The following is a 14,988-nucleotide window of genomic DNA, read 5'->3' on the forward strand; positions in this document are numbered from 1 at the left end:
CGGCCGGGCGGGGGGGTACACCCTGGGGGGGGCCCCCCCCCCCCCCACCGGCCCCCCCCCGGGGGGGGGCGCCGGGGGGGGGGGGGGGCCCGGCCGGGGGGGGGGGGCCGCGGGGGGGGGCGCCGCGCGGGGGCGCCCCCGCGCCCGCCGACGGACCGACGACCGACAGGGCCGAGCCCTCAGGCGCAGCAGTCCGGGTCCAGGCCCAGCGGCAGACGGTCGCCGGCGAACACCGCGCAGGTCGCCTCGTGCCCCCCGAGCGCGGCGACGGCCAGCAGCAGCGACCCCGCCGTCCATGTGGTGAGCTCGCGGGGCCACAACGCGCCGTCGTCGAACACGTAGCCGGTCCAGTACAGCCCGCTGTCCGGGTCCCGCAGGTGCTGGATCGACTGGAGGATCTCCAGGGCCCGGTCGGACTCGCCCGTGACCCACAGGGCCAGCGCGAGTTCGGCCGACTCCCCGCCCGTCACCCACGGGTTGGGGACGACGCAGCGCACCCCGAGGCCGGGCACGACGAACCGCTCCCAGCCCTCCTCGATACGGGACTTGGCCTCCGCACCGGTCACCGCCCCGCCGAGGACCGGGTAGTACCAGTCCATGGAGTAGCGGTCCTTGTCGAGGAAGCGTTCGGGGTGCCGGCGGATCGCGTGCCGCAGCGCGCCGACCGCCAACTCCCAGTCGGGCTGGGCCTCTTCGCGCTGTTCGGCGATCGCCAGCGCGCACCGCAGCGCGTGGTGGATGGAGGAGGACCCGGTGAGCAGTCCGTCGGTGACGGGCCTGCCGTCGTCCTCCCGCTTCCACCCGATCTGCCCGCCGGGCTGCTGGAGCCCGAGCACGAACTCCATCGCGGCGTACACCGTCGGCCACATCCGGTCGAGGAAGGTGTCGTCGCCGGTGGACAGGTAGTGGTGCCACACTCCCACGGCTATGTAGGCGACGAAGTTGGTCTCGCGCCCGCGGTCGGTGACCTCGGCGAAGTGCCCGTCCTGGTACGCGGCGTACCAGGATCCGTCCTCGTTCTGGTGGCGTGCGAGCCACTCGTAGGCGCGCTCGGCCGCCTCGTGCTCGCCCGCCGCGTCCAGGGCCATGGCGGCCTCGGTGTGGTCCCACGGGTCGAGGTGGTGTCCGCGGAACCACGGGATCGCCCCGTCCTCCCGCTGCACGGCCAGGATCCCGGCGACGGTCGCGGCGGCCTGCTCGGCGGTCAACACCCCGGGCAGGACCAGGTGTTCGGTACGCGGAGTCGTCACCGCGCGTCCACGGAGGACACGGCGGGCAGGTGCGGCTTGGTCGCGTACGCCACGAAGCTCTTGCCGATCAGGGGGTTCAGGGCCTGCTCGGCGACCCTCGTCGCCAGCGGCTTCTTCATGATGTCCCAGACCAGGAGCTTGTGGTACGCCTTCACCGGCAGCGCCTTGTCGTTGTCGACGCCGAAGGCGCACTTCAGCCACCAGTACGGGGAGTGCAGCGCGTGGGCGTGGTGCGTGCCGTAGGGCTTGAGCCCGGCCTCCCTTATTTTCGCGAGGAGTTCGTCCGCCTTGTAGATGCGGATGTGACCGCCCTCGACCTCGTGGTAGGCGTCGGACAGGGCCCAGCAGACCTTCTCGGGGCCGTAGCGCGGGACGGTGATCGCGATCCGGCCGCCGGGCTTGAGCACCCGGACCATCTCGGCGAGGACGCCCTTGTCGTCGGGGATGTGCTCCATGACCTCGGAGATGATCACGACGTCGAAGGACTCGTCGGGGAAGGGCAGGGCCAGGGCGTCGCCCTCCATGGCCGTCGCGGTGGCGCCCTCGGGGGCCTCCCCGGCCTCCTTCATCGCCGCGAACCACTTGGCGACCTCGCGGATCTCGTCCGCGTTCCGGTCCAGGGCCACGACCTGCGCGCCGCGCCGGTAGCACTCGAAGGCGTGCCGGCCGGCCCCGCAGCCGAGGTCCAGGACGCGGTCGCCCGGGGCGAGCGGGAACCGGGAGAAGTCGACGGTCAGCACGTGGCCCTGCTTTCGGGGTAGACACCGGTGTCACTGGTGGGGGCTGCCGGGGCAGCGGTGTTCGAGGTGGCGGCCGCGACACTGTCCGGGCCGGCGCCGACGGCGGCGGCCCGGGCCCCGGCTCCCCCGCCGGGTCCGTGGTCCGGGGTCACCGAGCGGGAGGCGGCTCCGCGCCCGGCGTCGGCCATCGCCTGCCGGTAGCGGGCCACCGTGCCCTCGGCGGCGCGGGCCCAGGTGAAGCGGGCGAGCACGCGTTCGCGTCCTGCCGCCCCGAGGCGGGCCCGCAGGTCCGGGTCGCCCAGGAGACGGCCGAGCGCCACGGCGAGGGCGCCGGAGTCTCCCGGCGGTACCGCGAGGCACGTCTCACCGTCGCGGCCGGCGACCTCGGGGATCGCGCCGCCCGTCGTGGCGACCAGCGGGGTGCCGGTCGCCATGGCCTCGGCGGCCGGCAGGGAGAAGCCCTCGTAGAGCGACGGCACGCAGGCGACCTCCGCCGAGCGGACCAGGTCGACCAGTTCGGCGTCCGAGATGCCCTTGACGAAGTCGACGGCGCCTTCGAGCCCGTAGCGCTCGATCGCGGTGGCGACCGGGCCCTCCGTGGGCCGCTTGCCCACGACGACGACATGCGCCCCGGGGTGTTCCGTGCGCACCTTCGCGAGCGCCTCGACGAGGAAGACCAGTCCCTTGAGGGGGACGTCGGCGCTGGAGGTGGTGACGATCCGGCCGGGGACGACCGGCACGGAGGGATCCGGCGAGAACTGGTCCGTGTCGGCGCCGATGTGGACGACGTGGATGCGGTCGTCGCGCACGCCCAGGTGGTCGACGATCTCCTGGCGGGAGGTGCCGGAGACGGTGAGGACCGAGGGGAGGCGCCGGGCCACTCGCTTCTGCATGCGGGTGAAGGCGTACCAGCGGCGCTTGGACAGCCGCTGCTGCCAGCCCTCGGCCGCGTCCAGCTCCAACTGCCGGTCCACGGTGATGGGGTGGTGGATGGTCGTCACCAGCGGCGCGCCGACATCGCCCAACAGGCCGTAGCCGAGGGTCTGGTTGTCGTGGATCACGTCGAACTCGCCGCTGCGGGCCCGGAGATGGCGTCGGGCCCGCAGGGAGAAGGTGAGCGGCTCGGGGAAGCCGCCGGTCCACATCGTGGCGACTTCCAGGGCGTCGATCCAGTCCCGGAACTCGTCGCGCCGCGGCGTGCGGAAGGGGTCCGGGGAGCGGTAGAGGTCCAGGCTCGGCAGCTCGGTCAGGCTCAGACCGTCGTAGCCCGGGTCGAGGACCGGGTACGGCTGGGAGCCGATGACCTCGACGCGGTGGCCGAGACGGGCCAGTTCACGCGAGAGGTGGCGTGTGTAGACGCCCTGGCCGCCGCAGAACGGGTTCCCTTTGTAGGTGAGGAGAGCGATACGGAGCGGTCGCTCGCCGTCAACGGCCGGGTCCGTCGAGGGCCCGGCCTGACTGGCCTCAGCGGTCACTCTGGGCCCCCTTCTGCCTGCACTGTCCCGCGAGATTACGACGAGACGGTAATCTAGAACAAGTTTCAGACTTGATCGTTCAGGAGGCTCTGAATCTACCGGCAGGTAGGGGTCCTGTGAGCGGTGGATCAGGTGATTCACGCCACGAACGCCGAGAGCACGCCGTGACCCGGCGCCCTGCCATGCTGTGTGATCGCGAGCCCTCACGGACTGTCACGGAACCCAAGGTGGACAAGGTGGCCAAGCCGGCCGGAGTGGAAGCCAGTACCGCACGATCCGACGCGCCACCGCTGACCGAGCGGCAGGAGGCGCGGCGCCGGCGCATCCTGCACGCGAGCGCGCAGCTCGCGAGCCGGGGCGGGTTCGACGCGGTGCAGATGCGGGAGGTCGCGGAGTCCTCGCAGGTGGCGCTCGGCACCCTCTACCGCTACTTCCCCTCCAAGATCCACCTCCTGGTGGCCACCATGCAGGACCAGTTGGAGCACATGCACGGCACGCTCCGCAAGAAGCCGCCGCAGGGCGAGACGGCGGCCGAGCGGGTCGCGGAGACCCTGATGCGGGCCTTCCGTGCCCTCCAGCGCGAACCGCACCTGGCCGACGCGATGGTCCGCGCGCTGACCTTCGCGGACCGCAGTGTGAGCCCGGAGGTCGACCAGGTCTCCCACCAGACCACGCTGATCATCCTGGACGCCATGGGCCTCGCCGACCCGACGCCCGAGCAGCTCTCCGCGGTCCGGGTCATCGAGCACACCTGGCACTCGGCCCTGATCACCTGGCTCTCGGGACGGGCCTCCATCGCCCAGGTGAAGATCGACATCGAGACGGTGTGCCGCCTGATCGACCTGACGGAACCCAGGTCCTGAACGGACCCCTGGCCCGGCCGACCGGGGTTCCGGCCGCCCCCTCCCCGGCCCGCTACTCCTCCGGCGGGAACACCGGCTCACCGCTCCCCGGCAGGGTGATCGTGATGGCCTCGACCGGGCAGTTCTCCGCCGCGGCCAGGATCTTCTCGTTGGCGTCGGTGTCCGGGTCGGCGGGGTGGGACTGGCGGGCGGTGTCCAGGCGGAAGCCGTCGGGTGCGGTGTGCACGCACTGCGCCGAGCCTATGCACAGTGAGCGGTCGACCTCGACGTGCCAGCGGTCCCCCATCGCCCGTCATCCCTCCCAGCCGGCCGGCAGGTGGATCATCTTGTGCTCCAGGTACTCGCCGTAGCCCTCCGGCCCGAACTCCCGCCCCAGGCCGCTGTTCTTGTAGCCGCCGAAGGGGCCGAGCATGTCGAGGCTGAAGGTGTTGACGGAGTAGGTGCCGGTACGGACCTGCCGCGCGACCTCGATGCCGCGCTCGACGTCGGCCGTCCACACACTGCCGGAGAGGCCGTAGTCCGAGTCGTTGGCGATCTTCACGGCCTCGGACTCGTCGCCGTAGGGCAGCAGGCAGATCACCGGGCCGAAGATCTCCTCCCGGGCGATGCGCATCGAGTTGTCGACGTCCCCGAAGAGCGTCGGCTCGACGTACCAGCCGCGGTCCAGGCCGGCCGGACGGCCGCCGCCGGTGAGGATCTTGGCGCCCTCCTCCTGGCCGATCCTGATGTAGTCGAGGTTGCGGCGCTGCTGGCGTTCGGCGACCAGGGGTCCGACCTGGGTCGCCGGGTCGAGCGGGTCGCCGACGACCAGGGAACTCGCCGCCGCGGCCAGGGCTTCGGCGAACTCGTCGTAGCGGGAGCGGGGCAGCAGGATGCGGGTCTGGGCCACGCAGGCCTGTCCGTTGTTCATCCAGGCGGACGGGACGATCCCGGCGACGGCCGCCTCCACGTCCGCGTCCGGGAGGACCACGGCCGCCGACTTCCCGCCCAACTCCAGTGTCACGCGCGTGAGGTTGCGGGCGGCGACCTCCATCACGCGCTTGCCCGCGCCCACCGAGCCGGTGAAGGAGACCTTGTCGATCCCCGGGTGCCCCACCAGGTACTCGCTGACCTCGCGGTCGGCCGGGAGGATGGACAGGACCCCCTCCGGCAGTCCGGCCTCCCTGGTGATCTCGGCCAGGATGTAGGCGTCCAGCGGTGACTCGGGCGACGGCTTGAGCACCACCGTGCAGCCGGTGAGCAGCGCGGGCGCGAGCTTGGCGGCGGCCACGAACTGCGGGACGTTCCACGGCACCACTGCCGCCACCACCCCGACCGGCTCGCGGCGCACGAGGATGCGGCCGAGGACTCCGTCGCGCCGCTCCTCGTAGGTGAAGTTCCGGGCGACCGTGATCGCCGAGTCCCAGACCATCATCGCGCCGAGGGCCTGCGCGAGGACGCTCCAGGAGTACGGCGAGCCGTTCTCGGAGGAGATCACGCGGGCGATCTCCTCGTGCCGTACCGCGATGGCGTCCTTGATCCTGGTGACGACCTCGATGCGCTCGTCGAGCGTCATCTGCGGCCAGGGGCCCTCGTCGAAGGCGGTGCGGGCGGCGGCGACGGCCGCGTCCACGTCCGCCCGGGAGGCGTGCGGCACCCGTCCGATGACCTCCTGGGTGTGCGGGGAGATGACCTCGATGACGTCCTCGCCCAGGGGGTCGGTCAACTCCCCGCCGATGAACAGCTGTCCGTGTTCCACGAGCTCGGTCATGGCGAACGCCTCCCAGGGGCGGCTTGCTGACGAACCATCAGATACGGAACTGATACCAGTTCCCCTCCGAGGAGTCCACGGGCCGTGCGCCGCACGCATTGGTGACCTCGGGCTACCGTCGAAACCCGTTCTAGTTATAGTGGCCGGAACGCGGTGATTGGGGAACTCATGGCGCAGGTGCACGACCATGGCGGCGGCGTACGGTCCGTGCGGGTGCCCATCCCCGACAACCCCCTCGGCCACACCCTCGTCTACGTCGTCGACACCGACCGGGGTCCGGTGCTGGTGGACACCGGCTGGGACGACCCGGCCTCCTGGGACACCCTCGCCGAGGGGCTGACGGCGTGCGGGACCGGCGCCGGCGAGATCCACGGCGTCGTCGTCACCCACCACCACCCCGACCACCACGGCCTCTCCGGGCAGGTGCGCGAGGTCTCCGGCGCCTGGATCGCGATGCACGCGGCGGACTCCGCGATCGTGCGGCGCACCCGGGAGACCCGGGCCGAGCGCTGGTTCACCTACATGACGGCCAAGCTGGTGGCCGCGGGCGCCCCCGAAGAGCACGTGGCCCCCCTGCGCACCACCCGCCGTCGCCAACTCCCGGGCTTCTCCCCCGCGTTGCCGGACCGCGAGATCGTCCCCGGTGAACTGCTCGACCTGCCCGGCCGCAGGCTCCGGGCGATCTGGACGCCCGGACACACCCCGGGTCATGTGTGCCTGCACCTGGAGGAGGAGCACCCGGCCCGGCTCCCCGGCCGCGGGCGGCTGTTCTCCGGCGACCACCTGCTGCCCGAGATCACCCCGCACATCGGCCTGTACGAGGACCCCGACGACGCCACCGTGACCGACCCCCTCGGCGACTACCTCGACTCCCTGGAGCGGATCGGCCGCCTCGCCCCCGCCGAGGTCCTCCCCGCCCACCAGCACGTCTTCACCGACGCGAGCGCACGGGTCCGGGAACTGCTCGCCCACCACGAGGAACGCCTCACCGGCCTGCGCTCCCTGCTCGCCGAACCCCTCACCCCCTGGCAGCTCGCCGAGCGCATGGAGTGGAACCGGCCCTGGGAGCAGATCCCTCACGGGTCGAGGAACATCGCGGTCTCGGAGGCCGAGGCGCATCTGCGGCGGCTGGTGAAGCTGGGGCGGGCGGAGGCGGTGCCGGGGAGTGATCCGGTGACGTACGTGGCGGCCTGAGGCAGGCAGGCCGGGACCCCCTGCCGCACGCCCAGGCGGCTCCCGGGCGCTTCGCTACGGGCGAGTACAGTGGCCGGGTCGTCATCACACCCGTACGGGGGAAAGCCGGTGCAATTCCGGCGCTGACCCGCAACCGTGAACCGCCTCCCGGCGGTGAGCCGGACTGCCCCGCACGGTTCGTGACCGGCTCACGCGCATCGGCGACCGGCCGGTGCGGGCACCGTCGAGGTATACGGAGCCGAGCCGCCCGGGGGTCCTCCCGTGCTGCCCGGCTCTCCGCAGGGAGAAGGGCATCCGCCGATCATGAACGTCCGCCGCAGCGCCGCCGTCCTGGCCGCCACCGTCGTGATCGGCACGGCCGCACCCGCCGTCGCCGCCTCACCATCCCCTTCACCGTCCCTGCCCGCCGGGCTGTACGGCAGCGGCGACCCCACCTACGACGGGGTCTGGCGGCAGTCGTTCGCACTCATCGCCCTGCACCGGGCGCACGCGGAGCCCGCGGCCGCGGCCGTCGCCTGGCTGGCCGGGCAGCAGTGCGAGAACGGTGCGTTCCCGGCCTACCGGGCGAACCCGGCCAAGGCCTGCGACGCCAAGCTGACGGTCGACACCAACAGCACGGCCGCGGCCGCCCAGGCCCTGTCCGCGGTCGGCGGGCACGGCACCGCGGTCACGAAGGCGGTGAACTGGCTGAAGTCCGTCCAGAACAAGGACGGCGGCTGGGGCTTCGCCCCCGGCGGGGCCAGCGACGCCAACTCGACGTCCGTGGTCATCGGCGCGCTCGCCACCCAGGACGTCCCCGTCTCCGAGGTCCGCGCCGGCGCGAAGTCGCCCTACGACGCCCTGCTGAAGCTGTCCCTGCCGTGTGCCGACGGAGGCGCGTTCGCCTACCAGCCGGACAAGAAGGGCGAGCTCCGTGCCAACGCGGACGCGACGGCGGCGGCTGTCGTCGCCGCGCACGGAACCGGGCCGCTGACGGCGAAGGCCGGCACCCCGAGCGGGAGCGCCTGCGCCGACGCGCCGGACCTCACCCCCGCGAGGGCCGCGGCCAACGGAGCGTCCTTCCTCGCCGAGGCGGTCGCGAAGGACGGCCATCTGAAGTCCGCCCTCCCCGGTGCCGAGGACCAGCCCGACTACGGCAACACGGCGGACGCGGTCGTCGCACTCGCCGTACAGGGCGGTCCCGAGGCCGCACGGGGGCCCCTGACCTGGCTGGAGCGGAACTCCGCGAAGTGGGCCCGGCAGAACGGCCCGGCGGCCTACGCCCAGCTGATCCTCGCCGCCGAGACGGCCGGCGCCGACCCGAGCGACTTCGGCGGCACCGACCTGGTGAAGCAGCTGACCGCGACGGGACCGGCGCCGGAAACCGCGTCCCAGGACGAGGACGACTCCGGCCCCTCCGTGTGGTGGACGGTCGGCGCGGGGCTCGCCGCCGGCGCGGGCATCGGCTTCCTGCTCAGCAGCCGCAACAAGAGGAAGCAGCCGTGACCCGCCGGGCCGTCCTCCTCGCCCTCCTGACCGGCCTCCTCCTCGCCGGCGCGAACCCGGCCCACGCCACCGGCTACCGCTACTGGTCCTTCTGGGACCGCACCGGGACGGCCTGGGCCTACGCCACCCAGGGCCCCTCGACCGCGGTGCCCTCCGACGGAGACGTCCAGGGCTTCCGCTTCGCCGTGAGCGAGGACTCCGCGGACGCGGCGAAGCCGCGCGGGCCGGCGTCGTTCGCGCGGATCTGCGCGGACACGCCCGCGCGGGACGGCCGTAAGCGCGTGGCCCTGGTCCTCGACTTCGGAACGGCCGCGGACGCCCCGTCCGGCGAGACACCCCCGGCGGGCCGCACCGCGTGCGCGTCGGTGCCCCGGGACGCGACCACGGCAGAGGCTCTGGCATCGGTCGCCGAACCCCTCCGGTACAACGCGAACGCCCTGTTGTGCGCGGTCTCGGGGTATCCGAGGACGGGATGCGGGGAGCCGGTCGCGGAGAAGGGGACCGGTGCGAGGAGGAGCGCGTCGGACTCCGGCCCGTCCGTTGGCCTGTTCGCCGGGGTGGGAGCGGTCGCGGTCCTGGGAGCGGCTGCGGTGTGGCAGGCGAGGCGGCGCAGGAATGCCCCGTAGCGCACCCGTCCCGTCCGCGCCCCTGCACCCCGGCGCGTGGTGGCTCTGGTCCCTCTCCCTCGGGATCGCGGCCACCCGCACCACCAACCCGCTCCTGCTCGCCCTCCTCCTCGTCGTCTCCGCCTACGTGGTGGCGACCTGCCGCCGCGCGACCCCCTGGTCCCACTCGTACGCCGCGTTCCTGAAGCTCGGCCTCGCCGTCCTCCTCGTCCGGCTCCTCTTCACGATCGTGCTCGGCTCCCCGGTCCCGGGCAGCCACGTGCTCGTCACCCTCCCCGAACTCCCCCTGCCCGACTGGGCGCAGGGCATCCGCCTGGGCGGCCGGGTCACCACGGAGTCCCTGGTCTTCGCCCTCTACGACGGCCTCAGGCTGGCCACCCTCCTGGTCTGCGTGGGCGCGGCGAACGCCCTCGCCAACCCGCACCGGCTCCTCAAGTCCCTCCCCGGCGCCCTCTACGAACTCGGCGTGGCCGTGGTCGTGGCCCTGACCTTCGCCCCGCACCTCGTCGCCGACGTCCAGCGCCTGCGCGCCGCCCGCCGACTCCGCGGCCGCCCGGACACCGGCCTGCGCGGTCTCCTCCAGGTCGGACTCCCGGTCCTGGAGGGCGCGTTGGAGCGCTCGGTCGCCCTCGCCGCGGCGATGGACGCCCGCGGCTACGGCCGCACGGCCGAGGTCCCGCCCGCAGTGCGCCGTACGACCACCGCGCTCACCCTCGGCGGTCTGCTCGGGGTGTGCGCGGGGACGTACGGACTGCTCACCGCCGAGGGCGGCACGTACGGCGTCCCGGTGCTCCTCACCGGTCTCGCCGCCGCGCTCGCGGGTCTGCGCCTGGGGGGCCGCCGCACCCCGCGCACCCGTTACCGGCCGGACCGCTGGACCGCCCGGTCCCTGCTGGTCGCCGCTTCCGGCGCGGCCGTGGCGGCGGTCATGCTCCTCGCCGGCGCCACCGATCCGGGCGCCCTGCACCCCGGTGTGGTGCCGCTCGTCGCCCCCGCCCTTCCGCTGCGGCCGGCCGTGGCGGTCCTCCTGGGCCTGCTGCCCGCCTTCCTCGCCCCCGCCCCCAAGGAGCCGTCGCCGTGATCCGCTTCGAGAACGTCTCCGTGACGTACGACGGGGCGTCCGAACCCACCGTCCGTGGCGTCGACCTCGAGGTGCCCGAGGGTGAACTCGTGCTGCTGGTCGGCCCGTCGGGGGTCGGCAAGTCCACGATCCTCGGCGCGGTCAGCGGGCTCGTCCCGCACTTCACCGGCGGCACCCTGCGCGGCCGGGTCGCGGTGGCCGGCCGCGACACCCGCACCCACAAGCCGCGCGAACTGGCCGACGTGGTCGGCACGGTGGGGCAGGACCCGCTCTCGCACTTCGTGACGGACACCGTGGAGGACGAACTCGCCTACGGCATGGAGTCGTTGGGCCTGCCGCCGGCGGTGATGCGGCGCCGGGTGGAGGAGACCCTGGACCTGCTGGGCCTGGCTCCGCTGCGGGACCGGCCGCTGGCCACCCTCTCCGGCGGCCAGCAGCAGCGCGTGGCGATCGGCTCGGTCCTCACCCCGCACCCGCGGGTGCTGGTCCTGGACGAACCGACCTCGGCGCTGGACCCGGCGGCGGCGGAGGAGGTGCTGGCCGTCCTCCAGCGCCTGGTCCACGACCTCGGCACCACGGTCCTGATGGCCGAGCACCGCCTGGAACGCGTCGTCCAGTACGCCGACCAGGTGGCCCTGCTGCCGGCCCCCGGGGCGACACCGGTCCTCGGCACCCCGGCCGACATCATGGCCGTGTCCCCGGTGTACCCCCCGGTGGTGGACCTGGGCCGGCTGGCGGGCTGGGACCCCCTGCCCCTGACGGTGCGGGACGCGCGGCGCAAGGCGGGGGACCTCAGGGAGCGACTGGCCGGACGTACACCGACGGACGACGCACCCGAGGCCGCCGACGGCGGGACCGCCCCACGGGAAAGCGATACGGATGGTGCGGGTGGGAACGACGGAACGCCCCGCCGAAGGCGGGTGTTCCGCAGCCGTCCCACCTCCGTCTCCACCCCCCACCTCGCCGAGACCCGCGCCCTCTCCGTACGCCGGGCCCACGTCCAGGCCCTGCGCGGCATCGATCTCACCGTCCGCCCCGGCGAGACCATCGCCCTCATGGGCCGCAACGGCGCCGGGAAGTCCACGCTCCTCAACACCCTCGTAGGACTGGTGGCACCGAGCAGCGGCACGGTCCGGGCAGGCGGCGCCCAGCCGGACCGCACCGCCCCGCGCGACCTCGTCCGCCGGGTCGGGCTGGTCCCCCAGGAACCCCGCGACCTCCTCTGCGCCGACACCGTCGCCGCCGAGTGCCGGGCCGCCGACCAGGACGCCGCGGCCACCTCCGGTACCTGCCGGGCCCTCGTCTCGGACCTGCTCCCGGGCGTGACCGACGACACCCATCCGCGCGACCTCTCCGAAGGCCAGCGGCTCGCCCTCGCCCTCGCCGTGGTGCTGACCGCCCGTCCGCCGCTCCTGCTCCTGGACGAGCCGACCCGCGGCCTGGACTACGCGGCGAAGGCCCGCCTGGTCCGGCTGCTCGGGGAACTCGCCGCCACCGGCCACGCGATCGTGCTGGCCACCCACGACGTGGAGCTCGCCGCCGAGCTCGCCCACCGGGTGGTCCTGCTGGCCGAGGGCGAGGTGATCGCCGACGGTCCGGCGACGGAGGTCGTCACGTCCTCCCCCTCCTTCGCCCCGCAGGTCAGCAAGGTCCTCGCCCCGCAGAAGTGGCTGACGGTCGCCCAGGTGAGGCAGGCCCTGTCATGACCCGAGCCGTCCGTCTCGGCCCGCGTTCCGTCCTCGCCCTCGCCCTGGTCAGCGCCGTGGGCGTCGTCGCCTTCGGCTGGCCCTTCCTCGCCCCGCCCACCTCACAGGTCGGCACCCACGCCCAGGACGCGCCCTGGCTGTTCGCCGGACTGCTCGTCCTCCTGGTCGCGGTGGTCGCCGCGGCGCTCGCGGAGTCGGGCCTGGGCCCCAAGGCCGTGGCGATGCTCGGGGTGCTCGCCGCGACCGGGGCCGCGCTCCGGCCGATCGGTGCCGGTACCGCCGGCATCGAGCCGATGTTCTTCCTGATGGTGCTCAGCGGCAGGGTCCTCGGCCCGGGTTTCGGCTTCGCGCTCGGCAACGTCACGATGTTCGCGTCCGCCCTGCTCACCGGCGGGGTGGGGCCGTGGATGCCGTTCCAGATGCTGGCGATGGGCTGGTTCACGATGGGCGCGGGCCTGCTGCCGGTGCCCGCCCGCGCGCGGGGCCGTACGGAGGTCGGGCTGCTGGCCGCCTACGGCTTCTTCGCCGCCTTCGCCTACGGCACCGCCATGAACCTGGCCGGCTGGCCCTTCCTGGGCGCCCTCGCCTCGGACATCGCCTTCGACCCGCACGCCGGAGTGCCCGCCAACCTGGCCCGTTTCGTCGCGTACTGCCTGGCCACGTCCCTCGGCTGGGACCTCGGGCGGGCTCTGGTCACCGTCGTCCTGACGCTCACCCTCGGCCCTGCCCTGCTGAGGGGTCTGCGCCGGGCGACCCGACGTGCCGCCTTCGAGGCCCAGGTCACATTCGAGGGGTCCGAGCGGTGAAGCGCCCCACATGACCCAGCTCACCTACTAACGGGAACAGTAGGAGCATTTCCGACATAACGCCCATCCCGCACCCCCTCTGACCTGCGCTTTGAGAGCCGGGTCACACAGACGACCTTTCCCGGCGATGCGGCCACAACTAGTAAAAGGGGTCATTGCGGACGCCTTCCGGGCCTGTTTCTCTGGACGACGTCGCACGGCGCCGACAAGCCCACGGGCCTCGGCGCCGACGCATGTCCCCCGGGACCGCGAGCGACACCACCGTCCCCGAGGAAAAGGTTCCCCGTGTCCGTCTCCCGCTTCGCCCGCCGCATCGCTTCCCCGAAGAAGGCCATCACCACCGCCGCGATGGCCGCCGCCACCGCCGGCCTGGTCCTGACCGCGGCGCCGGCCCAGGCGGCCACGACCGACTCCTCCGCCCAGGCCAAGGCCATCGCGCACAAGATGATCCCGAACGCCGCGCAGTACGCCGCGTTCAGCAAGATCGTCGAGCACGAGAGCGGCTGGGACGTCGACGCCACGAACTCCTCCTCCGGCGCCTACGGCCTGGTCCAGGCCCTGCCCGGCTCCAAGATGGCCTCCGCCGGCTCCGACTGGAAGACCAACGCCAAGACCCAGATCAAGTGGGGCCTGGACTACATGAACTCCCGCTACGGCAGCCCGACCGCCGCCTGGGCCTTCTGGCAGGCCAACGGCTGGTACTGAGCCGCCGACCCACCGCGCGCCTCACCGCCGTACGCCGTCGAAGAACCGCACCACCTGGGGGGCCGACACCAGGACCGACCCGAAGTGGTCCACGGCCCCCTGATCGACCACCCGCACCCTCGCTCCCTGACCTGCGAGGGTGCGGGCGCATGTCCGGGTGTTGCCGAGGGGCACGTCGGTGTCGCCGGCGGCGGCGTACAGCCGCACCGGTACGTCGGGCTTCCAGTCGCAGGTGTGGTCGGCGGCCCGCATCGCGTCCAGCACGGCGCCGGACGGGTGCCGCAGCCGCTCGAAGAAGGCGGGGGTGAGGAGCCGTTCCACCGAGGGCGCGAGTCCCCTGACGACGTCCTCCTGCTCGTGGCTCCCGTCGAGCAGGTTCTCGACCCGGCTCGCGTACGGCGCGCGGAAGGCCTCGGAGGGGTCCTTGTAGAGGGGGTGCAGACGGTTCTGGGCGACCAGCCAGTAGGAGATGTAGAGGACTCCGCTGGTGTCGTTGACCCGGCCGTCGAACAGCGCGGGCATCTCCGTGCCCTCCAGGTCGTGCGGGCCGCTGACCGGCGCGAGTGCCGTCAGTCGGAAGTGCCGGTCGGCACCCGCTTCGAGCGCCTTGCCGAGCGCCATCGCGACCTGGCCGCCCTGGGAGAAGCCCGTCGCGTACACCGCACCGGTCAGCGGGCGGCCGAGCCGTTCCGCGGCCGTCCGCGCGGCCCGCAGCATGTCGACGGAGGCGGTCACGGACGAGGCGGTGTCCAGGTACGGATGCGGGCCCGGACCCCTGCCGAGACCGAGGTAGTCGGGGGCCGCGACCGCGCGGCCCGCGGAGGCGTGGACGTACGACGGCACCCGCCCGAAGTCCTCGCTCACCGAGGGCGCGTAGTCACGGTCGACCATCGTGCCGTGGGTGTCGGAGACCAGGTCGAGACGGTGGGCGCCGCCCCGGGGAAGCGTCAGCAGCCCGGTCGCCGTGGTGGGTGCGCCGTACGGGTCGACGGTCCGGTACGTCAGCCGGTACGCCCGGACACCGTGCCGCACCACGCCGGTGTCGACGTCCCGCCCGGCCAGGAACGACCTGACCTGCCCGGCGTCCCGGACGGCGACCGGCGTGACGGCGACCAGGTCACCGCGCCGCGCCGGACGGGTCTGCTCGCCGCCGGCCGCCGCCACCGGGGCGACGGCGAGTCCGACGAGCAGCAGGGCCGCCGCTCCGGCGAGCCCCCTGCGCGTGCGCCGACCCGCCCGTGTCGCGTGGGATGTACGCGTCTCGTCACTCATGTCCTCGACGCTAGGGACGCGCGGGTCACCCCAGC

At 73.5% G+C, this 14,988-nt stretch carries 14 protein-coding genes and 1 riboswitch; of the genes, 8 read left to right on the forward strand and 6 right to left on the reverse strand.

Annotation, left to right across the window (positions count from 1 at the left end; all coding sequences use genetic code 11):
* Window positions 1-179: 179 nt before the first annotated feature.
* Genes ACIQJT_RS15615 through ACIQJT_RS15625 form a run of 3 tightly spaced genes read right to left on the reverse strand, consistent with a single transcriptional unit; the run spans window position 180 to window position 3,465 of the window.
* Complete coding sequence (locus ACIQJT_RS15615; RefSeq protein WP_402643647.1) at window positions 180-1,250, reverse strand: prenyltransferase/squalene oxidase repeat-containing protein; 1,071 nt, start codon at window positions 1,248-1,250, stop codon at window positions 180-182.
* Entirely contained in the window at window positions 1,247-1,990 is a 744-nt protein-coding gene (locus tag ACIQJT_RS15620) for a class I SAM-dependent methyltransferase (RefSeq protein ID WP_365450959.1), read from the reverse strand. Before ACIQJT_RS15620 ends, ACIQJT_RS15615 begins: the two co-directional genes overlap by 4 nt.
* The gene (locus ACIQJT_RS15625; protein WP_402643650.1) at window positions 1,984-3,465 is read right to left on the reverse strand and encodes a glycosyltransferase family 4 protein; all 1,482 of its coding nucleotides are present in this window, start codon (window positions 3,463-3,465) and stop codon (window positions 1,984-1,986) included. The genes ACIQJT_RS15620 and ACIQJT_RS15625 overlap by 7 nt, the downstream gene beginning before the upstream one ends.
* Before the next feature lie 182 nt (window positions 3,466-3,647).
* Between ACIQJT_RS15625 and ACIQJT_RS15630 the strand changes: the two genes are divergently transcribed.
* Complete coding sequence (locus ACIQJT_RS15630; RefSeq protein ID WP_402643729.1) at window positions 3,648-4,328, forward strand: TetR family transcriptional regulator; 681 nt, start codon at window positions 3,648-3,650, stop codon at window positions 4,326-4,328.
* Between the two features lie 52 nt (window positions 4,329-4,380).
* Here the strand turns inward: ACIQJT_RS15630 and ACIQJT_RS15635 are convergent, their stop codons facing one another.
* Both ACIQJT_RS15635 and ACIQJT_RS15640 read right to left on the reverse strand, forming a co-directional pair.
* The gene (locus ACIQJT_RS15635) at window positions 4,381-4,614 is read right to left on the reverse strand and encodes a ferredoxin (protein WP_402643653.1); all 234 of its coding nucleotides are present in this window, start codon (window positions 4,612-4,614) and stop codon (window positions 4,381-4,383) included.
* A 6-nt stretch (window positions 4,615-4,620) separates the two neighbouring features.
* Window positions 4,621-6,078: an aldehyde dehydrogenase gene (locus tag ACIQJT_RS15640; RefSeq protein WP_402643655.1), complete on the reverse strand. Its 1,458-nt coding sequence runs from the start codon at window positions 6,076-6,078 to the stop codon at window positions 4,621-4,623.
* Between the two features lie 168 nt (window positions 6,079-6,246).
* Between ACIQJT_RS15640 and ACIQJT_RS15645 the strand changes: the two genes are divergently transcribed.
* From ACIQJT_RS15645 to ACIQJT_RS15675, 7 genes are all read left to right on the forward strand, one after another.
* Window positions 6,247-7,272 carry an MBL fold metallo-hydrolase gene (locus ACIQJT_RS15645; RefSeq protein ID WP_402643731.1) on the forward strand — a complete coding sequence of 342 codons (1,026 nt, stop codon included), beginning with the start codon at window positions 6,247-6,249 and terminating at the stop codon, window positions 7,270-7,272.
* A gap of 58 nt (window positions 7,273-7,330) precedes the next feature.
* Window positions 7,331-7,458, forward strand: a riboswitch (cobalamin riboswitch).
* Window positions 7,459-7,575: 117 nt separating this feature from the next.
* Window positions 7,576-8,757 carry a prenyltransferase/squalene oxidase repeat-containing protein gene (locus ACIQJT_RS15650; protein WP_402643657.1) on the forward strand — a complete coding sequence of 394 codons (1,182 nt, stop codon included), beginning with the start codon at window positions 7,576-7,578 and terminating at the stop codon, window positions 8,755-8,757.
* A complete protein-coding gene (locus ACIQJT_RS15655; protein WP_365450945.1) occupies window positions 8,754-9,383 on the forward strand; it encodes an SCO2322 family protein in 630 nt (209 codons plus the stop codon). Before ACIQJT_RS15650 ends, ACIQJT_RS15655 begins: the two co-directional genes overlap by 4 nt.
* Complete coding sequence (locus ACIQJT_RS15660; RefSeq protein WP_402643659.1) at window positions 9,373-10,464, forward strand: energy-coupling factor transporter transmembrane component T; 1,092 nt, start codon at window positions 9,373-9,375, stop codon at window positions 10,462-10,464. The genes ACIQJT_RS15655 and ACIQJT_RS15660 overlap by 11 nt, the downstream gene beginning before the upstream one ends.
* Window positions 10,461-12,170: an ABC transporter ATP-binding protein gene (locus ACIQJT_RS15665; protein ID WP_402643662.1), complete on the forward strand. Its 1,710-nt coding sequence runs from the start codon at window positions 10,461-10,463 to the stop codon at window positions 12,168-12,170. The genes ACIQJT_RS15660 and ACIQJT_RS15665 overlap by 4 nt, the downstream gene beginning before the upstream one ends.
* A complete protein-coding gene (locus ACIQJT_RS15670) occupies window positions 12,167-12,976 on the forward strand; it encodes an ECF transporter S component (RefSeq protein ID WP_402643665.1) in 810 nt (269 codons plus the stop codon). Before ACIQJT_RS15665 ends, ACIQJT_RS15670 begins: the two co-directional genes overlap by 4 nt.
* Window positions 12,977-13,261: 285 nt before the next feature.
* Window positions 13,262-13,681: a transglycosylase SLT domain-containing protein gene (locus tag ACIQJT_RS15675; protein WP_402643667.1), complete on the forward strand. Its 420-nt coding sequence runs from the start codon at window positions 13,262-13,264 to the stop codon at window positions 13,679-13,681.
* A gap of 21 nt (window positions 13,682-13,702) precedes the next feature.
* Here ACIQJT_RS15675 and ACIQJT_RS15680 read toward each other — a convergent pair whose 3' ends face one another.
* Complete coding sequence (locus tag ACIQJT_RS15680) at window positions 13,703-14,953, reverse strand: alpha/beta hydrolase (RefSeq protein WP_402643670.1); 1,251 nt, start codon at window positions 14,951-14,953, stop codon at window positions 13,703-13,705.
* Between the last annotated feature and the right edge of the window lie 35 nt (window positions 14,954-14,988).

It is taken from the genome of Streptomyces sp. NPDC091972 (assembly GCF_044756385.1).
GTDB lineage: Bacteria > Actinomycetota > Actinomycetes > Streptomycetales > Streptomycetaceae > Streptomyces.